Annotated in this window: 16 protein-coding genes and 9 tRNA genes; 10 read left to right on the top strand and 15 right to left on the bottom strand. The window is 39.8% G+C overall.

Translation table 11 applies throughout. The annotated features are described in order from the left end of the window. The first annotated feature begins 601 nt into the window (after positions 1 to 601). The 10 genes from PNIG_RS05760 to PNIG_RS05710 all read left to right on the top strand — a co-directional run bounded on the left by PNIG_RS05760 (position 602) and on the right by PNIG_RS05710 (position 4627). Positions 602 to 677 (top strand) — tRNA-Val (locus PNIG_RS05760). 150 nt (positions 678 to 827) lie between these two features. Further along, positions 828 to 903, top strand: a tRNA-Val gene (locus PNIG_RS05755). A 156-nt stretch (positions 904 to 1059) separates the two neighbouring features. Continuing rightward, positions 1060 to 1135 (top strand) — tRNA-Val (locus PNIG_RS05750). A gap of 151 nt (positions 1136 to 1286) precedes the next feature. Then, positions 1287 to 1362 (top strand) — tRNA-Val (locus PNIG_RS05745). A 158-nt stretch (positions 1363 to 1520) separates the two neighbouring features. Next, a tRNA-Val gene (locus PNIG_RS05740) sits at positions 1521 to 1596 on the top strand. Between the two features lie 150 nt (positions 1597 to 1746). Then, positions 1747 to 1822, top strand: a tRNA-Val gene (locus PNIG_RS05735). A gap of 56 nt (positions 1823 to 1878) precedes the next feature. Next, positions 1879 to 1954: transfer RNA gene (locus tag PNIG_RS05730), tRNA-Val, on the top strand. 523 nt (positions 1955 to 2477) lie between these two features. Continuing rightward, positions 2478 to 2568, top strand: a tRNA-OTHER gene (locus tag PNIG_RS05715). Positions 2569 to 2625: 57 nt separating this feature from the next. Further along, a tRNA-OTHER gene (locus PNIG_RS19885) sits at positions 2626 to 2717 on the top strand. A 269-nt stretch (positions 2718 to 2986) separates the two neighbouring features. Next, complete coding sequence (locus tag PNIG_RS05710; protein WP_011327774.1) at positions 2987 to 4627, top strand: tetratricopeptide repeat-containing response regulator; 1641 nt, start codon at positions 2987 to 2989, stop codon at positions 4625 to 4627. Between the two features lie 5 nt (positions 4628 to 4632). Here the strand turns inward: PNIG_RS05710 and msrB are convergent, their stop codons facing one another. From msrB to PNIG_RS20015, 15 genes are all read right to left on the bottom strand, one after another. Next, entirely contained in the window at positions 4633 to 5073 is a 441-nt protein-coding gene (gene msrB, locus PNIG_RS05705; RefSeq protein WP_089367984.1) for a peptide-methionine (R)-S-oxide reductase MsrB, read from the bottom strand. An 87-nt stretch (positions 5074 to 5160) separates the two neighbouring features. Further along, entirely contained in the window at positions 5161 to 5601 is a 441-nt protein-coding gene (locus PNIG_RS05700; RefSeq protein ID WP_011327772.1) for a hypothetical protein, read from the bottom strand. Positions 5602 to 5603: 2 nt separating this feature from the next. Next, positions 5604 to 6119, bottom strand: a complete 516-nt coding sequence (locus tag PNIG_RS05695) for a DUF2919 domain-containing protein (protein ID WP_011327771.1) — start codon at positions 6117 to 6119, stop codon at positions 5604 to 5606. Continuing rightward, positions 6116 to 6460, bottom strand: coding sequence for a DUF3392 family protein (locus PNIG_RS05690; protein ID WP_089367983.1), 345 nt, complete (start codon positions 6458 to 6460; stop codon positions 6116 to 6118). The genes PNIG_RS05695 and PNIG_RS05690 overlap by 4 nt, the downstream gene beginning before the upstream one ends. Next, positions 6453 to 8474 carry an NAD-dependent DNA ligase LigA gene (gene ligA, locus PNIG_RS05685; RefSeq protein WP_089368944.1) on the bottom strand — a complete coding sequence of 674 codons (2022 nt, stop codon included), beginning with the start codon at positions 8472 to 8474 and terminating at the stop codon, positions 6453 to 6455. The genes PNIG_RS05690 and ligA overlap by 8 nt, the downstream gene beginning before the upstream one ends. A gap of 81 nt (positions 8475 to 8555) precedes the next feature. Beyond that, positions 8556 to 9302, bottom strand: coding sequence for a cell division protein ZipA (gene zipA / locus PNIG_RS05680; RefSeq protein WP_089367982.1), 747 nt, complete (start codon positions 9300 to 9302; stop codon positions 8556 to 8558). A gap of 68 nt (positions 9303 to 9370) precedes the next feature. Continuing rightward, the gene (locus tag PNIG_RS05675) at positions 9371 to 12784 is read right to left on the bottom strand and encodes a chromosome segregation SMC family protein (protein WP_089367981.1); all 3414 of its coding nucleotides are present in this window, start codon (positions 12782 to 12784) and stop codon (positions 9371 to 9373) included. Positions 12785 to 12837: 53 nt separating this feature from the next. Then, complete coding sequence (locus PNIG_RS05670) at positions 12838 to 13569, bottom strand: TrmH family RNA methyltransferase (RefSeq protein ID WP_089367980.1); 732 nt, start codon at positions 13567 to 13569, stop codon at positions 12838 to 12840. A 67-nt stretch (positions 13570 to 13636) separates the two neighbouring features. After that, a complete protein-coding gene (locus PNIG_RS05665; RefSeq protein ID WP_089367979.1) occupies positions 13637 to 15688 on the bottom strand; it encodes an FUSC family protein in 2052 nt (683 codons plus the stop codon). Continuing rightward, on the bottom strand, positions 15688 to 16548 hold the full coding sequence (locus PNIG_RS05660) for an efflux RND transporter periplasmic adaptor subunit (RefSeq protein ID WP_086997979.1): 861 nt from the start codon (positions 16546 to 16548) through the stop codon (positions 15688 to 15690). The genes PNIG_RS05665 and PNIG_RS05660 overlap by 1 nt, the downstream gene beginning before the upstream one ends. Next, the gene (locus tag PNIG_RS05655; protein ID WP_011327763.1) at positions 16548 to 16757 is read right to left on the bottom strand and encodes a DUF1656 domain-containing protein; all 210 of its coding nucleotides are present in this window, start codon (positions 16755 to 16757) and stop codon (positions 16548 to 16550) included. Before PNIG_RS05655 ends, PNIG_RS05660 begins: the two co-directional genes overlap by 1 nt. 233 nt (positions 16758 to 16990) lie before the next feature. Next, positions 16991 to 17914, bottom strand: coding sequence for an agmatinase (gene speB, locus PNIG_RS05650; RefSeq protein ID WP_011327762.1), 924 nt, complete (start codon positions 17912 to 17914; stop codon positions 16991 to 16993). 2 nt (positions 17915 to 17916) lie between these two features. After that, positions 17917 to 19830 (bottom strand): biosynthetic arginine decarboxylase, encoded by a 1914-nt coding sequence (gene speA / locus PNIG_RS05645; protein ID WP_011327761.1) that lies wholly within the window; start codon positions 19828 to 19830, stop codon positions 17917 to 17919. 374 nt (positions 19831 to 20204) lie between these two features. Continuing rightward, complete coding sequence (locus PNIG_RS05640) at positions 20205 to 20648, bottom strand: hypothetical protein (protein WP_011327760.1); 444 nt, start codon at positions 20646 to 20648, stop codon at positions 20205 to 20207. A 201-nt stretch (positions 20649 to 20849) separates the two neighbouring features. Beyond that, positions 20850 to 21020 (bottom strand): hypothetical protein, encoded by a 171-nt coding sequence (locus PNIG_RS20015; RefSeq protein ID WP_167376930.1) that lies wholly within the window; start codon positions 21018 to 21020, stop codon positions 20850 to 20852. Between the last annotated feature and the right edge of the window lie 332 nt (positions 21021 to 21352).

Genomic DNA, 21352 nt, shown 5'->3' with positions numbered 1-21352 from the left:
TACCAAGCAGGCTAAAAAGGGCAATTTACAGTAAATTAGCCCCTTGAGTGTATTATAAATTATGGCTGGATGATTAGATAACCCCTGCTCTGCTTGTTTTAATTTTTATTGAGCATAGAAAAGGTATACATTTATATGCAAATTCAACTTGGCATATTTAGTTCATCGTTCAATGACGTATCCTTACTTTATGCCTTGGCATAATAACCACTTTACGCACTATTAGATCGCATTGGTTTTTTGCGGATTAAAATTGGTTTAATTTAAAGGCGATTTAATCACGGCGTAAATTTATAACTTAAGTGATTACTTTATATAAGCTGCACTTTATGATCAATAAACACACCACAGCAACTAAGTTAAAATAGATTGGCTTATTACTTTCTTGATTTTCGATATTAACTATCTAAGCCTAAACAGATAATACGGCGTTTATTTAAACACTAAGCATTGATTTGTCGATAAAACAAACTCCAAACATTACTTGTTGTTTATAAAACCCCCACTCAGCACATTTTTATCATTCAAGTGTTGACACATTTACAACTCTATCTATAATAGCGCCCCACAACAACGCAGCATTGTGTTGTTGTTTAGATGTGGGTGATTAGCTCAGTTGGGAGAGCATCGCCCTTACAAGGCGAGGGTCACTGGTTCAAGTCCAGTATCACCCACCACTTTTTATAAGTGTTCACATCTAAATTTCTATATGAGTAATTAGCTCAGTTAGAAAAAGAGAGCATCTCCGCTACTAATAAGCAACGGCGAAGTTCACTGGTTAAAGTCCAGTACTATTTATTTTAATAGTAGCGTTTTAATTTATATGTGGGTGATTAGCTCAGTTGGGAGAGCATCGCCCTTACAAGGCGAGGGTCACTGGTTCAAGTCCAGTATCACCCACCACATATAAAACCTATGATTATATAATAGTCTTGTTTTAAAATTGTAATATGGGTCGTTAGCTCAGTTACAAAAAGAGAGCATCACCGCTACTTACAAGTAATGGCGAAGTTCACTGGTTAAAGTCCAGTACTATCTATAGATAGTAGCATGTAATATGGGTCGTTAGCTCAGTTGGGAGAGCATCGCCCTTACAAGGCGAGGGTCACTGGTTCAAGTCCAGTACGACCCACCATTTTTAAAATGGTGTATATTACAAAAATCTAAATGGGTAATTAGCTCAGTTAGAAAAAAGAGAGCATCGCCGCTATTTACAAGTAAAGGCAGTGTTCACTGGTTAAAATCCAGTACTATTTATTTTAATAGTAGCGTTTTAATTTATATGTGGGTGATTAGCTCAGTTGGGAGAGCATCGCCCTTACAAGGCGAGGGTCACTGGTTCAAGTCCAGTATCACCCACCACATATAAAACCTATTATTATATAATAGTCGCGTTTTAAAATTTTAATATGAGTCGTTAGCTCAGTTACAAAAAGAGAGCATCACCGCTACTTACAAGTAATGGCGAAGTTTACTGGTTAAAGTCCAGTACTATCTGTATAGGTAGTAGCATGTAATATGGGTCGTTAGCTCAGTTGGGAGAGCATCGCCCTTACAAGGCGAGGGTCACTGGTTCAAGTCCAGTACGACCCACCATTTTTAAAATGGTGTATATTACAAAAATCTAAATGGGTAATTCGCTCAGTTAGAAAAAAGAGAGCATCGCCGCTATTTACAAGTAAAGGCAGTGTTCACTGGTTAAAGTCCAGTGTTAACTATCACCCTTGATAGTTAATAATGTAATTTGGGTGATTAGCTCAGTTGGGAGAGCATCGCCCTTACAAGGCGAGGGTCACTGGTTCAAGTCCAGTATCACCCACCAAATTACAGTTTAAATGTTTAAAGCATTTAATTAAGCGTTATACCTATTTTATATGTGGGTGATTAGCTCAGTTGGGAGAGCATCGCCCTTACAAGGCGAGGGTCACTGGTTCAAGTCCAGTATCACCCACCACATATAAACACTTCTTAGTATCTCGGAATATCTCCATCAAATACTTAAATAATATATAAATCCTTTTGGGCAATTAGCTCAGTTGAAAGAAAAAGAGCATCGCCGCCCTTTAGAACGAATGGCAAGGGTCGCTGGCATCAAGTCCAGTATCACCCACCACATATAAACACTTCTTAATATCTCCATAAAATACTAAAATAATATATAAGTCCTTTTGGGAAATTAGCTCAGTTGAAAGAAAAAGAGCATCGCCGCCCTTTATAACGAATGGCAAGGGTCGCTGGCATCAAGTCCAGTATCACCCACCACATATAAACACTTCTTAGTATCTCGTAATATCTCCATCAAATACTTAAATAATATATAAATCCTTTTGGGCAATTAGCTCAATTGAAAGAAAAAGAGCATCGCCGCCCTTTATAACGAATGGCGAGGGTCACTGATTCAAGTCCAGTATCACCCACCACATATAAACACTTCTTAATATCTCCATAAAATACTAAAATAATATATCAGTCCTTTTGGGCAATTAGCTCAATTGAAAGAAAAAGAGCATCGCCGCCCTTTATAACGAATGGCGAGGGTCACTGGTTCAAGTCCAGTATCACCCACCACATATAAACACTTCTTAATATCTCCATTAAAGACTAAAATAATATAAAAGTCCTTTTGGGTAATTAGCTCAGTTGAAAGAAAAAGAGCATCGCCGCCCTTTATAACGAATGGCGAGGGTCGCTGGTATCAAGCTAAGTATTACCCACCACATATAAACACTTCTTAATATCTCCATTAAATACTAAAATAATATAAAAGTCCTTTTGGGCAATTAGCTCAGTTGAAAGAAAAAGAGCATCGCCGCCCTTTATAACGAATGGCGAGGGTCGCTGGTATCAAGCTAAGTATTACCCACCACATATAAGCCTATGAATGCATATTAAGTACTTAATAAAGTTGAGTAATAACCTAAATTCCCTTGTAAGCAGCTAAACTGTTGATTATAGTCTGTGTTACACGTAATCACTGTTAAGCCAAATGCCAACAAAGATCTATTCAACAGCCAAAATACTTATAGTGGAGGAGCAACCGCTCGCCCAAAGCTATATGAAACAATCGCTAGAAAAGCTTGGCTTTGGACAGTTACGATTTGCAGATCATGCTAACTCGGCAAAAGAGCAGTGTATAAACGAGCAATTTGATTTAATTGTATGCTCATTCAATCTAAATAAGCATCAAGATGGTTATCAGCTTTATGAGGAATTGCGAATAAAGCAGTTAATTAAAAGCTCCACTGGGTTTATTTTTATTTCTGCAGAAACAAGTGGCTCGCTTGTACATAGTGTTCTTGAATTACAACCCGATGATTTTTTGGTTAAACCATTTACAGCACAAGAGCTTAAAATACGTATAGAGCGTATTTTAAAACGTAAACGTGATTTACAAACAGTTTACAACTTTATTGATGACGGTAATGATTCCAAAGCACTTAAGTACATAAGTGCAGCATTAAATAAAAACAACAACTACAGCCCTATTTTACTGCGATTAAAAGGTGATGCCCTACTACGCCTTAATCGTAACCAAGAGGCCAAAGACTTTTTTAAGTCGGTACTCGATATCCAAAAATTTGCATGGGCTAAAGTAGGTTTAGTAGAAGCACTGATAGAAAATAATGAACATATTTTAGCCCAACGCATGCTTAAAACCATGTTAGAGCGCAACGAAACTCGTTTAATCGCGCTTGATTTATTAGGTCGTTTAGAAATAAAACTTAATCAATTTGAGCTCGCACAAGAGTTTTTAAGTCAGGCTGCGGATATTGCTCCTCTTAATATTATGCGTCAAAAGTCTTTGAGTAATGTATCGTTAATTAATCACGATTATGAAAAGAGCTATTTAACCCAAAAAGATATTGCAAGCTATGCAAAATACTCAATTCACGATAGCCCAGATATTTATTTAAATGCGGCGCGTGCCGGTATCGACTTTGCGCTAACCACAGATCAAACGGATCAAATACAACGAATTTCTCGCCAAACTAATCAATATATTAATGATTTAAAAAAGCAGTTTCCTAATAATGTAAACCAGGCGCAAATCGATGTATTAAACGCACGCCTACACTACTTAAAAGATGAACACCAAAAAGCTAAGCGACTAATAGAGCAGCTTGATGAAGATGATACACAAATTCGCTCTGTAGACGGCGCACTCGATAAAGCAAAAGCATTTCACGAACTTGGCTTTCATCAAAAAGCCCAAAATTTATTTGCCCAAATAATTACGCATTGCCAGCGTCATCCAAGTGTAAGCGACACAACCTATTTACGTTATATTCAACAACAACAAAGCGAGCGTCGTGATATTAAAATGGGGCCTAAAGAGTTAAACAACCATGCTGTGAATCAATTTAATAGAGGGCAATTAAATACGGCACTAGAAGCGTTTACTCAAGCATTTAGGGTGATGCCTCGTAATCAGAGTATCGCACTTAACTTATTACAGTGCTTGTTTGATTCGACCAAGCAACAAGGGGGGGATTCGTTTAATATGGGGCTTGCTAAAAAATGCTACGCCTTACTGAGCAAAGCTAAACTACCTGCAGATCAGGCGCAGCGTTTAAATAAAATTTTGCATAAAGCAAAAGATATGCAGCTAGATATTCAAGCCGACTAAACGCGTTAAAGCTTTTTCATTGACGCGGCATTAACGCAGTATCGCAGGCCAGTCGGTAATGGGCCATCAGGAAACACATGACCTAAGTGCGCATCGCACACATTACATACTGCTTCAATACGCTGCATCCCATGAGTGTTATCACTAATATAGGCAATAGCTTCTATTGTTGCGGGTTTTGTAAACGAAGGCCAACCCGTACCGCTATCAAACTTTTCATCTGCGTCAAACAATAAGTTATCGCAACATATACATATATACTTGCCTGGCTCTAACAATGTGCAGCTACCGGAGCTGTGCGGTCGCTCAGTGCCTTTTTTACGAGTAACGTAATAGGCATCTTCAGATAATAACTCTTGCCACTGAGCGTCGGTTTTAATAACCTTTTTCGGCGGCGTTGGATTGCCATTATTGGCAAAATTAATAACATCATTCCACTTCAACATAACAGCCTCTTTAAATGCTTGCTTAGCTATAATCGTATTTAGCTCTATTGGTTAATTATTACGTTATTACATTTGCTTAAGATCAACTTAATCAAATGTAATACTTCGTCTTTCTGAATTAGTCAGTATCTGCTGTAAAAAAGCATCTAGCTCTACTTTTGACGCAGGTAAACTAATACTAAATTGCGTTTGCTGGTAGCTGTGTACTAGCAGTTCATTATTGCGGGTTGAAAGGTGCTTAATATTTTTAATTGCTAACCACTGCGGGCCAGATTTTTTATCAAAAAATCCCGCTAAGCTAAACAATACTAAATGTTTTGCATCGCGCTTAATAAAATCATTAACTTGGTTTCGTGTTTTAAACAGTGGGGTTAATCGGTAACAACAAGAGCAAAAAACAAATACCCATAAGACAAATAAAAATATAAACCAAGGCTGCTCTGTAAGCTTTGTAGTTAGCATTAGCACACTAAGCGCCACACCTATAAACAGCACCACCACCGCTATTTTTTTATTTATAGCGTCCACTTTTAATCCTTATTAAGGCGTTTTTCTGCTGCGGCTTTTTCGGTAGGCTCAGGCCAATCATTAAAAAACACTGTTAAATAACGACTTTTAGCTAAGTACCACAGCACCCATAATACAACCACCATTTGAATCGCTAAAAATAACGAAAAATGATAATAGCTATGAGCCGCTTGAATACTTAACCAAGTTAAGTCTATTACCGCACACAAAATAAGAGGCCAGCGCATATAACGCCAAATCTTAGCTAAGCGTTCACTACTTTTATGAGACTCGCGGGGTCGACGCAAACAAAATAAAATAATTGGTACTATGGCTATAGCGCCAATGGCAATAGCAATAAAAAAATCGTTTTTAGATTTAAAAAATATCGACATCAAATCCAATTCTGGGCGTCGGCTTAACCCTGCCACTATCCAAATAAAGTAAGCTCGTAACAATACCAGCACACTTAAATGAAAGGCGATGGGTGTACGGTAACTGCCGTACTTATCCCAGTACTCTGGGCCATAGCGGCTCATAATTGATTTTTCCTATCGGCAATAGTGCCCAATATAAAAAATGCTGCTAACAAGGTAACACCTAACCACTTAGTGCCAAAAAACAATAACGCCTTAATCAGTAGCGGGCTAAGCCACACAACCACAAAACCAAATCCAAAGGCGGTGATCAATACAAAGCACAGCACTCTTACTATAAAATGACGACGTGCAACCAGCCCTTTGGTTAGCTTTATAATATCGCCTGCGTATAAAGACACTAAGCACACCATTATCAGCATAGATAAATGATATAAATAACTATGCAGCCACTGCCCTACGTTAATTAAAAGTGAATTTAATATATTTAATAAATCAGCCATTATGTTGCTCTAATAAATTAATTAAATCTTCTTCTGTCAGTACATCTATACCTAAGTCTTGTGCCTTAGTTAGTTTAGAGCCGGCCTTTTCGCCTGCTACTAACGCATCGGTTTTAGCCGACACACTACCCGACACTTTAGCACCTAACTGCTGCAAACGTGCTTTGGCGTCATTACGGTTTAATGTGTTTAAGGTACCGGTAAGCACATAAACAAGGCCAGCTAATGGCTGCTCTTGCGCTGAAGGTGGAGTAAGTTCAGGCCAATTAATACCCTGTTCTACCAGCGCATTTACAACATCTAAATTATGCTGTTCGGAAAAAAAGCTACGTACATGGGTTGCTACTATTTCGCCCACATCACTTACTTGAGTTAAACTATCAATGCTGGCATTTATTACGTTTTCAAGGGTTAAGAAATGATTAGCTATATTTTGTGTGGTTGCCTCACCCGCTTCACGAATACCCAATGAGTATAAAAACTTAGCCAACGTTGTCGCTTTAGCGTCTTGAAGCGCAGTAACCAAATTTTTAGCCGACTTTGGCCCCATACGCTCAAGCGATTCAAAATGTCCTTGCTTTAAAATAAACAAATCTGCAGGGGTTTTAATCAGCTCTCTGTCGACGAGTTGATCAACAATTTTATCGCCAAGGCCGTCAATATCGAGTGCTTTGCGCGATGCAAAGTGTTTAATCGCTTGTTTACGTTGCGCCGGGCACACTAAACCACCAGTACAACGCGCTACGGCTTCACCTTCTACTTTTTCTACATGGGAGTCACAAATTGGGCAAGTTACCGGAAACTCAATATCGCGGGCATCATCAGGGCGGCGCTCAAGTACTACTTGCGTTATTTGTGGAATTACGTCCCCTGCACGGCGAATAATTACCGTGTCGCCCACTTTTACGCCTAAGCGCGCTATTTCATCGCCATTGTGCAAGGTAGCGTTTGATACAGTAACACCACCAACAAATACCGGCTCTAAGCGTGCAACGGGTGTAATTGCTCCCGTACGCCCCACCTGAAACTCTACATCGAGTAATTTGGTTATTTCTTCTTGGGCCGGAAACTTATAGGCAATAGCCCAACGCGGAGCGCGTGCTACAAAGCCTAAACGCTCTTGTAAGGCTTTTTGATTTATTTTTATTACCACGCCATCTATTTCATATTTAAGCTCGCCACGGCGCGTTAAAATATCAGTATAATAAGCCAGTGCAGCTTGTGGGCCTTCTACTAATTTTGTTTCAGGGCAAAGTGGTAACCCCCAATCAGTCAATTTTTCTAATTGCTGATAATGATCCTCTGCAATGCTACCGTCGGCTACAAGACCTGTGCTGTAGGCATAAAACATCAGTGGGCGTTTAGCCGTAATTTTAGAGTCAAGCTGGCGCAGGCTACCTGCGGCGGCGTTGCGTGGGTTTACAAATACTTTTTCACCACGTTTTTCAGCTTCAATGTTAAACTTTTCAAAGCCTGCATTATCCATAAACACTTCGCCGCGCACTTCTAGTTCAGCAGGATAATCGCTACCTCGTAATTTAAGTGGCACATTACGAATTGTTTTAACGTTTTGAGTTACATTTTCTCCCGTCAACCCATCACCTCGGGTCGCGGCTTGCACTAGTACGCCATCACGATAAATAATCGACACAGCTAAGCCATCTAGTTTTGGCTCACAACAAAAAGTAAGCTCTTCGGTACTCATTAAACGCTCTTTTATACGGCGATTAAAGGCAATAAACTCATCTTCGCTAAAGGCGTTATCAAGCGATAACATAGGCACTTGGTGCGCTACTTGCTCAAATTTACTTAGCGCAGCACCGCCCACTTTTTGGGTTGGTGAGTCGGCAGTTATTAATTCTGGGTGCTGAGTTTCTAGTGCGCTGAGTTGTTGTAATAAACGGTCGTATTCAGCATCAGGAATACTGGGGGTATCAAGTACATAATAATTGTAACTGTGCTGTTCAAGCGTACTACGAAGATGGTTTATTTGCTCACTAATGCTGCTTGCCATTTTGACCTCAAAAAACATAAAAAAAGCCACTTTGACGAGTCAACGCCCAGTGGCTTATAAAAATTTAACCTATTGCGTTAATTACGCAGAAAATGCACGTACCTGTTCAACATATTGACGAACGCGATCTACGGTCATTTCTTCACGCTTCGCATCTAAAATTTGCGCACCAAATTCGTCGCTAAGCTTTTTAGCTGCACTGTGCAGCATATTAAATGCTGCTAAGCCATCACCTTCACACGGTAAGGTCATAAATAAGCTAACGCCTGCGGTACTAAATTGTTCCATATTATCAATATCGAAGGTACCTGGGTTATACATATTTACTAGTCTAAATAATACCGGGCCTTGGCCTGCTGGATCTAAATGACGATTAAAAAAGCCTTCCTCTGAGTATTTAAACCCTAAGGTGTTTACCGCGGGCAATAATTTACTGCCTTGCATGCTCATTCCATCTGGCATTTGAATATGCACAATCACAAAGTCTGAAACCTCTGCAGGCTCTTCGCTTGGCTCAAGGTCATGCTCTGCCTCAATTACACTAAGGTCATCTTCAATTGGCACTTCTGGCACGCTAGTATCTGTTTGCGGCTCGTTGGCATCAAAATTTAGTTCACCAAATTGTGGTTCTTCTTGCTCAAAGGCAACGCTCTGTGCGGGCTCTGCACTTGGCGAATGAGAGTGAGCTGTGTGTTGTGGTTCGACCCGCTCGTTAGCAGGTATTTCTGGGTTGTCTTTTTTTCGCACTGACCATAAACCGTGTACTAATAAGCCACCTATGACAAATACACTGATCACGATTAAAACCCATCTTAATTCTTCGGCCATCCCCTCACCTTTTTTATTTTATATGCCTAAACCTGTGTATTAGTTAAAACCTAATACGTTTAATTTAACTATGCCTGTGCAAGTTGCACAGCTTGTTCAATATCTACAGCCACTACGCGCGATACACCTGGCTCAGCCATGGTAACACCTGTTAATCTACCAGCCATTTCCATCGCAATTTTATTATGACTAATATAAATAAACTGCACCGATTGTGACATTTCTTCAACCAAACGGCAAAAACGTACCACGTTGGCATCATCTAGCGGTGCATCTACTTCATCCAGCATACAGAATGGAGCTGGATTGAGCCTGAATATAGAAAACACTAATGATAATGCGCTCAGCGCTTTTTCTCCACCACTTAACAAATGAATTGTTGAATTTTTTTTACCTGGTGGTCGTGCCATTATACTAACACCACTTTCGAGTAAATCGTCACTGGTTAATTCTAAATAAGCACTTCCACCACCAAAAACCTTTGGAAATAGCTTTGCAAAGTCTTGGTTAACTTGATCAAAGGTCGCTTTAAAGCGAGTTTTGGTTTCTATATCAATTTTACGAATAGCCCCTTCTAGGGTACTCAGCGCTTTTGTTAAGTCATCTAATTGATTATCAAGATATTCGCTGCGCGCTTTGGCTTGATCAAACTCATCAATAGCGGCTAAATTTACCGCACCTAAGCGCTCCAACTGATTAACAATATCTGCGAGTTTATTTTGTGCTGTGCTTATAATGAGTGTTTCTGGTAACTCATCAAGCACCTGCTTTAGGTTTTGCTTTAACTCTTCTAGCGGTTCAAGCGCCAACTGTGCTTTTATTAATAAACTTTGCTCTTCTATGCTTAATTTTTGATGCTGCTCTTGTAGCGCCACCAGCTCACCTTGTGAACTTTTAAGACTCGCTTGCTTCGTGCTTAAGCTCTCTTTTGCTTGGTTTAATTTATTTTGTAATGTGTTTAAGTTTTTCTCGCCTTGCGCATGCTGTTTAAGTAACTGGGCTATTTTTTCAAGTAGTTCTTGCTCGGGTATTAGCAGCTGGGTTAATTGATCGTGTAATTCTTTTGCACCCTGCTCTGCACTTAAATGCGCTTGCTCTGCATGGCTTAGTTTAGCTTGGCTTAATTGCCACTCGCTACGTGACTGTTGCTCTGCAAGCGTTGCTTGATGGGCTTGCGTTTTATATTGCTCAAGCCTAGCTAATACTTGGCTATAATTTGTATCACTGTGGGTGCGCTTGTTATTTGCAGTAGCAAGATCACTGCTTAAACTTAACTGTTGCTGCTTAAGTGTTTCAAACTGCACTGTTTGATCTTTAAGCACCCCTTTTATTTGTGCTAACTGTATAACCAATTGCTGTTGTTGCGTTTGGTACTGTTGCAATTGCTGCTGGTACTGCGCTACTTGCTCTTTTAACATATCGTTGCGCGTACTCGCTACGGCAATATTTTGAGCCAGCTGATGTATGGTTTCTTTAAGTTCACTTTGCTGCGTACTAAGCTCACTTTGCAGTGCTTTTTGCTGCTCAAGCACTTGGGCTGCGAGTTGTAACTCACCCTCTACATTTTTTAGCTGCGCTGTTTTAAGCTGCAATTGCTTGTGCTTTACCAGTAATGAGTTTTCAGCATTTCGATCTGAGCTTATATGCCAGTTCCGACCATGCAAAGCGGCGGTTTCATCCATTACGGCAATATAAAAATTATCCTCTAATGCTTTAAGTTCGCCGCTTTTACTATAAGCAATACGGCTCAATACTTCAGGGTAAACCCCCTGAGTTATAAATGCCGCTAAGCTATTTTTTACATTTGCCTGATTGCTTTTTGTTGATGCGATATGCCACACACTATTATTTGCCGACTGCTCACTTACATTTAAATGCTCAAGCGATTTAAGTGCTTGTTCAATACAGTGCTCAAACCCGTCTTTAACCTTTAATTGGTTAAATAAGGTGTTGTGGTGCTCGCTCTCATTATCTAGCCCTAATGTACTGCTTAGTCCTGCGATACTGGCTTTTAGCTCGTTAGCTTGCTGGCTAAGTTGCTGATATTGCTGCTCGGCATTGTTTAACTGCGAACTTTGCTCTAAAAGCAGCATTTGGCCTTTACTGTGCGCCGTTTGCTTAGTTGCTAACTCTTGAGTAAGCACTTGCCTTTGTTGTTTTTGAGAAGCTAACTGCTGTTCAACATCGCTACTTTTTAGGTGTGTAATTTGCTTATTTAACTGCTCACTTTGTTCATTAACGTGTTTGCTTTGCTGCTGAGTTTGCTCAATATTATTTGCTTGCATCTGCAACTTATTATTAAGTTGCTGCAGTTGCTCGCTAAGCGATTGCCAATCCTCAGTGTGTTGCTGCTTTAGCTCTAAAGCACTCTCAAGCTCTTGGCTTAACTCACTTACTTGCTCGTTGCGCATTAAGTTGTTTTCTATTGCCTGCTGCAAAGCGTGTTCTAGTTGTTCGCACACTGTTTGCTGCTGCGTTTTAAGCTCTAAACTATGCGTTTGGCGCTGCTGTAGTTTAATCTGATTTTGTTTAAGCGTTTGAATTTGTTGCTTTATGCTTATTTGTTGTTGCTCAGATCGCGTAAGCTCAGTGTGTATTACATGTTGTTGCTGTTGCGCATCACTTACGCTTTCTTGCGAGGCTTGTACTTGGGTTTCTAAGCTTGCAAGTACGTCGTCGTGACCAGAATGAGCCGTTTTAAAAAACGTAACTTGCTCATTTAATTTATTTATTTGTTGGCTTTTTTCGAGTTGTTGTTGGTGTAGTTTTTGCCATTTTAAAACGGCAATTTGCCCTTTTAACGTTCGCTCTTGCGCTTTTAACTCGCGGTATTTTTTAGCATCAACCGACTGCACCGCTAACTTAGTAAGTTGACTTTGTAACTCTTTGCGTACATCGAGTAAGCGCTCTAAGTTTTCACGGGTGCTTTTTATTCGAGTTTGCGTTTCGCGGCGGCGCTCTTTGTATTTAGATACTCCTGCGGCTTCTTCTAAAAACACCCTAAGTTCTTGCGGTTTGCTCTCTATTAAGCGCGAGATCATGCCTTGCTCAATAATGGCGTAACTACGTGGGCCAAGGCCTGTGCCCAAAAATATATCAGTAATATCGCGTTTGCGGCATTTACTGCCATTTAAAAAATACAACGACTGACCATCGCGAGTAACTAAACGCTTTATTGCAATTTGATTACGATCGGCAAAGGTATTAGGAAAGTCGCCTTTGTCGTTATCAAAAGTAAGCTCTACCGAGGCCTGCGAAATAGCTTTACGATTAGTTGAGCCATTAAAAATGACATCGGCCATGGCGTCGCCACGTAAATTTTTAGCCGAGCTTTCGCCAAGCACCCAGCGCACTGCATCAATAACATTAGACTTGCCGCAGCCATTAGGGCCTACAACACAGGTCATTTGATCAGGAAATGGAATTTTAGTTGGCTCTACAAACGATTTAAAGCCTGCCAATTTTATAGTGCTTAAGCGCATCTTTTTGTTATTACCGAATATTATTGGTTATAAACATTAACCTTGCTTTAGTTTTAAGCTTGGCGTTTAAAATTATCTAAAATAATACCGGTTGCCATAGCCACGTTCAGCGACTCAGCCTGACCAAAAGCCGGTATGGTTATTTTATCAGTTACTAATTTGGCACACGCTTCGCGTATACCGTGCGACTCACTGCCCATTAATAACACGCCTGAACCTGTAAATTGAGTGTTGTGCACATTTTCCCCGTCTAAAAAGGCACCATAAATTGGTAATTTTAATGTGGCTAAATACGCAGGCAAATCGACTTGGCTTACCGACACTCTTACAAACGAGCCCATAGTGGCACTAATTGTTTTAGGGTTGTATGCATCGGCGCTATCTGTACTGGTTACAATATGTTTAATACCGTACCAATCAGCAACTCTAATAATAGTGCCTAAATTGCCCGGATCAGATACACCATCAAGTGCTAATATTAAGCCACTGGTTTGTAGTTGTGCTGCTTGTGGCATATTTACAATAGCAATGGCGGCATTGTTACTAACCAGCGTACTTGCTTTTGTTAGCAGCTCTTCCTCGGCGCAAATAAAATTAATACCCAGATACTGTGCTTGATAGGTATTTATAAATGCCTCGGTAGCAAATATATCAACCGCCTTTAATGGGCTGTTTAATAACTCAAGTACGTTTTTTTCACCTTGTACAAGGTATTGATTAAATTGCTTGCGGTACTTTTTTTGGCCAAGTTGGCGAATAAGTTTGAGTTGGTTTTTTGAAATCATAACAGCCCCATAAAATGATGCGCACAGTATAGCAGATCTCATACCGACTTCTGAACTCGAAAAATAGCTAAAGTAGTGAGTTTGGGGTCTTAATACTATTGGCGCTGCGCTCAAAGGTTAAGTTAATCCGCATAAACATTCCTTGTATTGCCTCAACCTGCTGCGACTCTCCTAATATACACACTAACTCTTGATATAACGCGTCGCATGCATGTTTAAACCGCTGATCAACTTGACCTTTACTTGCCAGCAAAAATGCATCGGCAAGAGCATGCTGCCACAGTGCAAAATATTTTAGATCTTTACCTGCTACGTTTTCGCACACAGAGCGTAATCGCACTGCTGCGTGGCCTAAATTTAATGCGGTTAATGCCAAGTCAGTAATAGCGCGAGACTGCGAACCTTGGTCGTAATGAGTGAGTCGTAATAATCGGTCGGCCATCCGCTGGTTATACCAAACAATAGGCGCACTGTGTTTATTAATATCGAGCAGGTCTTGATGGGTTGCTTTAAAAATTCTATGCACTAATAACTGGGCGCTTGGCCCTGTAATTAAATGAAAAACCCAAAATAAAATAGCTACCCCAGTAAAAATAGCCATTGCCGCACTCAGCGTATAATCAATTGAAAATGCTCGGCTCATATCGGTACTTGGGCTCACCAAAATAGAAAACGGTATACAAAAGCCTAATCCGTAAGGCAGGGTTTCTCTATCGGCAAGTAGTAATAAACCAATAAAGTAAGGGCCAGCTAATACCAATATGAGTATTTCTAATTGCCCACCACTGTAGGCTAATAAGTTAAGTGCATAAAAAATACTGACAAAACTAGCAACCACAACTCCAATCATTATCCGCTTTAACACCACACGCAAAACAATGAGTGGAAAACGCGCTAACATAATTGAAAATATCACCGGTAAAATCATAATCATTATTGCTGCCGGCGATCCTGTGCTTACCCAAATACACGCGCCAATAAAAAACACCATAACGGTGCGAAACCCAACAATTATTGCCGCTAACGGATCACGGTAAGTTACTGTGCTAGGTGCATTTAGCAGCCTTGTATCGCGCTCTTCAAGGGCGCGATAAGCACGCAGCAACACTGTTAACTCTGTGGTTATATCAACACTAACATTGAGCATATGCGATTCAAAGGGCAGCTCACTGCTGTTATTCGCACGATATTCGGTTAACTCTCGGCGCAAGTTTTTTACTTGTTCTATGCAATCATCAACACTGTTTGCTTGCGCTATATTTGCTAAAACCTGTTTGAGCTGAGTAAATAATTGAGTCAGTAGCGGGCTCATCAATTTTGTATGGCTACGTTGTAAACGGCCAAATATTTGAATTAACGCCAGTAAAGATAATACTTTTTGCGACAGTTGATTTGCTGCACGAGCGCGCCCAGGACCTTTAGGGCCTTCGTAACGCACCGCGCTAGAATCTTCGTTAACTGCGCCTAAGGTTGCCAAAATGCCATCTATTTGCTGGTGTCGTTCTTCGTGCGAGCCTTGTATGTTTAGCTCAGTAACTAGGTAATTAAGGGTTTGGTTTATTAATGACTTTGCCTGAATTTGCAGCCCATTTTTCACTTTTACTGGCCAAAATAAATGGCTCACAATGCCGGCGCAAATTGAGCCAATTATAATTTCGCTCATACGCGATTGGGCAATACTAAATACAGCTTGGCTACTTACGGTGGTAGGGCTTGCTATTACCAGTAACACTATAATTTCGGCGGTAACCGCCGCCATAGCAAACCCATAAATAAAATTTGTTTGCCTAACCAAAGCCGATAACGTTGAGTTAATACCCAGCCACAACCCCAGTATGCCCAGTGCTAAGTAAGGGTAAGATATGAGCTGCGTTAATAGTAATATGCCAAACAAGCCGCCTATAACAGTGCCTACTATTTGGCACAGAGCTTTTTCGGCCACTAAGCCACTCTCTGGGCGTATTTGTAAAAACACCGCTGAAACTAAAGCCCAGTAAGGGCGATCTAAATTAAGAAACAAAGCAACTGTAAGCGCCATTGCCATAGCAATTACGCCTTTTAGTGCAAAAATAACAGCCTGCTTTTTAGGTAAAAACAGGTTACGCAGCACAGCCTCCATTAGCGCTCAACAAGTCGAATAGTTGCGGTCATTCCGGCACTAAGCTGAGTATCTGCAGGAAACGCGTCTAATTTAATATCCACCGGAATGCGCTGCGATAAGCGTACCCAGTTAAAGGTTTGCTGAACTTGTGGTAAACGCTGGCCATTACTTTGCGTATTAGTATTAGCAATTGCTTTACCTATACTCATTACCTGACCAGTTAAAGGTTTACCACCACTTAACAAAGCTACATTTGCGTGTTGCTTTAAATGAATAAGAGGGATTTTGGTTTCTTCAAAGTAGCCGGTTACATAAAAAGAGTCTGCTTGTACAATGGCAAATACCGACACGCCTTGAGCAACATAATTGCCTTGGCGTAAATCTAAGTTAATTATGTAACCCGACACAGGTGCAACAACTTGGGTTCTATCAAGGTTTAACTGCGCTACTGCTTGTTCTGTTTTAGCGAGTTCATAGTTTGCTTTTGCTATTTTTGTATTAATTCGCGTTGCTTCTAAACTTTCTTCACTAATTGCTTGTTGGCTGTTTAATGCTATTCGACGCTCGTATTTATGCTTAGCAAGCTCCCAGGTATATAATGCATTTTCGGTACTGGCTTTACTGCGCTCTAGCGCTGCCTGATAACGCTTAGCATCAACACTAAAAAGCAGATCCCCTTGCTTTACACTTTGCCCGTCAATCATGTTTAAATGAGTTACCCAACCAGACACATCTGGCGCTACCGTAACTATATTGGCTCTAATGCGGCCATCGCGGGTCCATGGTGTATGCATGTAATCATTCCATACCCAACGCCCTGCAAATACGGCCATAAAAATAACCAGTACTGTAACTAAAATACGTAAATATTTGGCCATTAAATTATTCTTCCACTTAATAAATATACGGTTAATGCTAAGTAACATACAAATAAAGACACCTCAAACCAGGCAACCCGCCAAATGCGATCGTGCCAATCTAAACGGTGCAAAATAAAACGACTCAGCGCTGTTAATAAAAATGCTATGGGAAAATAAACAACCAAAGGACTAAATTCTAGCCCTCCTAAAACAACAGCCTGAAGCATAAAAAGGTATCCTATTTTAGTTTTTATAAGTGGATAATTAAGCTCAGTATAGACTGAGCCTGACGAGCTTATAATAGAATGATATGTAAATAACCTAAATTCAGGTTAAATAACACCAAATTACTGCATAACGGTATTAAATAAACACGACTAAAAAATTATACTACTTTTATGGGACGCAAAAAAATAGGGCACGCTTTAAGGGTGCCCTATTCATTAGTATTTTCTTTAGTTTAATACTTATTTTTATATGCCCATAAGTGCAAAAGCTCATGCGCAATGGTTGCTGCAGCAATGGCGGTTACTTCACTTTGATCATACGCTGGCGATACTTCTACTACATCCATACCTACCATATTAATGCCTTTTAAAGCACGTAATATTTTAAGCACTTTGTCTGATGTTAAACCACCACACACGGGAGTGCCTGTACCAGGTGCAAACGCAGGATCAAGGCAATCAATATCAAAGGTTAAATAAACCGGTAAATCGCCTACTCGCGCAATTATTTGCGCAGCAATATCGTTTGCCGATAAATCGTTGGCTTGCATGGCATCAATCACTGCAAACCCATGCTTGCTTTGATCAAAGTCGGTGCGAATACCAATTTGAATACTGTGCTCTAAATCAATTAACCCTTCCATTGGTGCATGATAAAACATGGTACCGTGGTCGTAGCGTGAGCCATTACTGTAAGTATCTGTGTGGGCATCAAAGTGCACCAAAGCCATTTTGCCATGTTGTTTTTCATGCGCACGTAGCAATGGTAAAGTCACAAAATGATCGCCACCTAGCCCTAACAAGGTTTTACCTTGGCTTAATATTTTACTCGCGGCTTGTTCAAGCTGCGCCGTAAAATACTCAGCGTCGCCTACCGGATAAGTAAAGTCTCCAGCATCGGCCACTTTTAAATGCTCAAATAATGGAAACGTCCATGGATACTTAGTGCCTTCCCACGCTAAATGCACCGATGCACGACGAATCGCGTCTGGGCCTAAACGTGCACCTGGGCGGCCCGAGGTCGCCATATCAAATGGTAAACCAAGCACTACTACATCAGCGTCAATCGCGGTAATATTTTGCACCATAGGACAACGTAAAAAGGTCATCCCATTGGAATACAATGAGTGATCTGGATGATCAAACAAAGTCGACATACTTATAGCTCTTCTAAATAAGTGTAGCCATCAAGGCCATTTTGCAATTCGTCTAAAACGCTTTGCTGTTCGTGTTCTGCAATTTTGCTACTTACCAACTGCTGATACGACTGCTGAAAACTCTCAACGTCTAAATGCACGTAACGCATCATATCGGCTACTGTATCGCCTTGGTTTATTTCGGTAATGCTGGCTACGCCGTGCTCATCCATATTCACCATAGCGCTGTGCGTATCGCCAAATAAATTATGCATATCACCTAATATTTCTTGATAAGCACCCACCAAGAAAAACCCCATTAAATATGGTTTATCTGCACTAAACTCAGGTACTGGTAGTGTACTTTCAATGCCTTGACCATCAACATAATGATTAAGTGCACCGTCAGAATCACAAGTAATATCCAGTAATACTGCACGTTTTTTTGGCGCTTCGGTTAAGCCACTTAATGGCAACACCGGAAACACCTGATCAATTCCCCACGCATCTGGCAGTGATTGAAACAACGAGAAATTTACAAAAAACTTATCGGCTAAACGTGCATTAAGCTCGTCAATTATTGGCCGATGAAAACGGTTTTTGTTGTCCATGTGCTTATTAAGCTCATAACACACGCGTAAATTTGTTTGCTCAGCCCACGCACGCTGGGTTAAGTTTAGTAACCCCATTGCAAACTGATTATGTGCTTCGGCTAAATCCCCTTGGCTATCGTGATAAATCTCAATTAATGCACGGTCATCAGTTAATACATGCAATTGCTGCCACGACATCCACATATTTTTAAGTAACTGCGGGGCATCATCAGCCGGTGCTTCAATTTCTTCAGGTGTATAACTTTCAGTACCAATCACATTTGAAATAAGCACAGCATGGTGCGCGGTTAATGCCCGCCCCGACTCCGAAATAATAGTTGGAAACGGCTGTTCATACTGCTTACAAATGTCGCCTATGGTGTACACAATATTGTTAGCGTATTCAGCTAAGCTATAGTTCATTGAGTTATGTGACTGGCTACGAGTACCATCGTAGTCAACAGCTAAACCACCGCCCACATCAAGACACTCAATTTTTGCACCTAGTTTACGTAACTCGCAGTAAAAACGTGCTGCTTCGCTTACACCTAAACGTACATCACGAATATTCGCCATTTGCGAACCTAAGTGAAAATGCACCAACTGGACTAAATCAAGTTGATCCGATTCTTTCAAACGATTAACCACATGCAAAACTTGTGATGCCGATAAACCAAATTTTGATTTTTCGCCGCCACTTGCTTGCCATTTACCTTTACCTTGCGATGCCAAGCGCACGCGAATACCAATGCGTGGCTTTACATTTAATTCTTTAGCTTGGCTAAGAACCATGTCGAGTTCAGAGAGCTTTTCAAGCACTATGTATACTTTATGGCCTAGCTTTTCGCCTATTAGCGCTAAGCGTACATATTCTTTGTCTTTGTAACCGTTACATACAATCACCGCACTGGTTTTTTCAGCCAATGCAAGTACGGTTAATAACTCTGGTTTGCTACCTGCTTCTAAACCTAGTTGTTTTTTTTCTAGTTGTGCTTGGCTGGCAACAATTTCTTCAACCACTTCACGCTGTTGGTTTACTTTAATTGGGTAAACTAATAAATAATCTTTAGGGTAGCCGTAATCTGCAATCGCGGTATTAAATGCAGCACATAAGCTGTGCACACGATGATGTAATATTTGCGGAAAACGTACTAATGCAGGCAAACTTAAGCCTTTATCTTCTAGTTGCTTAGCAATGTCCGTCAGTGCAATAGTTTGCTCTGGCGCATCGGCTTTAGGGGCAACATATACATCACCTTGTTCATTAATACCAAAAAAACCTTGGCTCCAATGACGAACATTGTAGCTCGTACGAGCTTGTTCTAGTGATGTTGTTTCTTTCATTTATCTTTCTCTTTTATTTAGAAATGCCGAACTGGCTAATTGCGCGCATTAAAAGAAAAATAGCGGTTTAAGTCCAACAAGAATTTTTACTCGTAACGAGTAAATTTTAATGTTAAAAATTAGAAACAAAGTAACGCTAAAGATCATAGCGCCTCAGAGGCAGGTAACATAAAGGAAGAATCTAAATTGCGCTTAATATACGGCTTTTATTACAACTTTTGTTATTAAGGATTGCAGATATATAGCGTAAAATTAGTTGCTAAATTGCGGCTTGAAAAGCCAATATTAGCGATATTAAAATAAAAACAGGGTACAAGCTAAAGTCGGATAAACGCAGCGCCACCCGACAAATTATAGCTTATTTAATAACTCACCTAGTCCAATACTTTTATCTGATTGAGTGATGTTATATTTATATGCGTTTGAAAATAGTACTTTCCTGTTTTTTTACCCATAGCGTAAAAATCAATTATCATACGTTTAGCCTCGCCCGTAACTTCAACTGTTTTATTAATAAAATATAAATCGGGCGAAGTTCCATACTTTTTTATAAAAGCATTTACTGTTCTAGGGTGAATAGCGACACTCACATTTCTTCTATCTCTATAATCCAATTCTGTATTTAAATAGATACCACTGTTTTGAATGCCCGCCGCCTTTATTGATAACTTAAATACGCCTTTTATTCCTGCAGGAGCGACTTCTTCGGTGAGGGCAATTAAATTCATAGTGCTGGTTATATCCGAGTTAGATATAACTTTAGGTGTTGATGTACACCCACTAAGAATTAAAATAGAAATTAAAACAAAATACTTCATCTATACAACTTCCTTGTTAATCAAATTTGTGAGGCTAGCGTACTTTTACTTAAGCCTAATATTAATAATAAATGAGCTACTATAATACGCTATAAGCAACTTTATTAGTTTAAAAATATATTATGCGCCCTTAAATAAAACGTAGTATTTATTAGTCGCTTTTACCTAAACAAACACATGGCGCAAAAATAATGCCGCTAATTAGTCTTTTTTATCTATCGTTATTTCAAGCGTTTTGCTATTCCCAGCAAACCACTTCTGAACATACAAAGATCCAACAATAGGGGCAACGCCTTCATCTGGGACTTCTTTGTAACGAACACTGTTTTTTGTTTCTTTTTCGTATTCAAAAGTTACTACTTTTTTCGACATAAAATACTCCTTATACTCACATTTATACCTAGGATAATAATTTAATAGTTTTAACAAATAACTTAAAGTATTGCTACGTAATCATTTTTAAATAATCTAAAAATATTTTTCCGCTATAATTACGTATTACATTCAAGGCCGTCATACTCTTTAAAAGTGTTGGTTAATATTACCGCCCCCTTACAAGCCAAACGCGTAGAATATAAACCAATTTAAAACAATACCTTAACTAAATTAATACTTAAATGAGTACTGCTTTCAGTTTAAAAATAATGGTTATTTAACCCATAAATTTAATCTTTAATTAAAGCATCTAAGAGAGCTTGAAGTTA

Source organism: Pseudoalteromonas nigrifaciens, from assembly GCF_002221505.1.
GTDB classification, from domain to species: Bacteria; Pseudomonadota; Gammaproteobacteria; order Enterobacterales; family Alteromonadaceae; genus Pseudoalteromonas; species Pseudoalteromonas nigrifaciens.
Note: the sequence above shows the minus strand (reverse complement) of the source record. Positions and strands in the feature narration are given on the sequence as shown.

Excerpts from the sequence above, each read along its gene's own strand:
- PNIG_RS05710 (WP_011327774.1), top strand. The coding sequence starts at position 2,987 with ATGCCAACAAAGATCTATTCAACAGCCAAAATACTTATAGTGGAGGAG.
- msrB (WP_089367984.1), bottom strand. The coding sequence starts at position 5,073 with ATGTTGAAGTGGAATGATGTTATTAATTTTGCCAATAATGGCAATCCA.
- PNIG_RS05695 (WP_011327771.1), bottom strand. The coding sequence starts at position 6,119 with ATGAGCCGCTATGGCCCAGAGTACTGGGATAAGTACGGCAGTTACCGT.
- PNIG_RS05690 (WP_089367983.1), bottom strand. The coding sequence starts at position 6,460 with ATGGCTGATTTATTAAATATATTAAATTCACTTTTAATTAACGTAGGG.
- ligA (WP_089368944.1), bottom strand. The coding sequence starts at position 8,474 with ATGGCAAGCAGCATTAGTGAGCAAATAAACCATCTTCGTAGTACGCTT.
- zipA (WP_089367982.1), bottom strand. The coding sequence starts at position 9,302 with ATGGCCGAAGAATTAAGATGGGTTTTAATCGTGATCAGTGTATTTGTC.
- PNIG_RS05675 (WP_089367981.1), bottom strand. The coding sequence starts at position 12,784 with ATGCGCTTAAGCACTATAAAATTGGCAGGCTTTAAATCGTTTGTAGAG.
- PNIG_RS05670 (WP_089367980.1), bottom strand. The coding sequence starts at position 13,569 with ATGATTTCAAAAAACCAACTCAAACTTATTCGCCAACTTGGCCAAAAA.
- PNIG_RS05665 (WP_089367979.1), bottom strand. The coding sequence starts at position 15,688 with ATGGAGGCTGTGCTGCGTAACCTGTTTTTACCTAAAAAGCAGGCTGTT.
- PNIG_RS05660 (WP_086997979.1), bottom strand. The coding sequence starts at position 16,548 with ATGGCCAAATATTTACGTATTTTAGTTACAGTACTGGTTATTTTTATG.
- PNIG_RS05655 (WP_011327763.1), bottom strand. The coding sequence starts at position 16,757 with ATGCTTCAGGCTGTTGTTTTAGGAGGGCTAGAATTTAGTCCTTTGGTT.
- speB (WP_011327762.1), bottom strand. The coding sequence starts at position 17,914 with ATGTCGACTTTGTTTGATCATCCAGATCACTCATTGTATTCCAATGGG.
- speA (WP_011327761.1), bottom strand. The coding sequence starts at position 19,830 with ATGAAAGAAACAACATCACTAGAACAAGCTCGTACGAGCTACAATGTT.
- PNIG_RS05640 (WP_011327760.1), bottom strand. The coding sequence starts at position 20,648 with ATGAAGTATTTTGTTTTAATTTCTATTTTAATTCTTAGTGGGTGTACA.
- PNIG_RS20015 (WP_167376930.1), bottom strand. The coding sequence starts at position 21,020 with ATGTCGAAAAAAGTAGTAACTTTTGAATACGAAAAAGAAACAAAAAAC.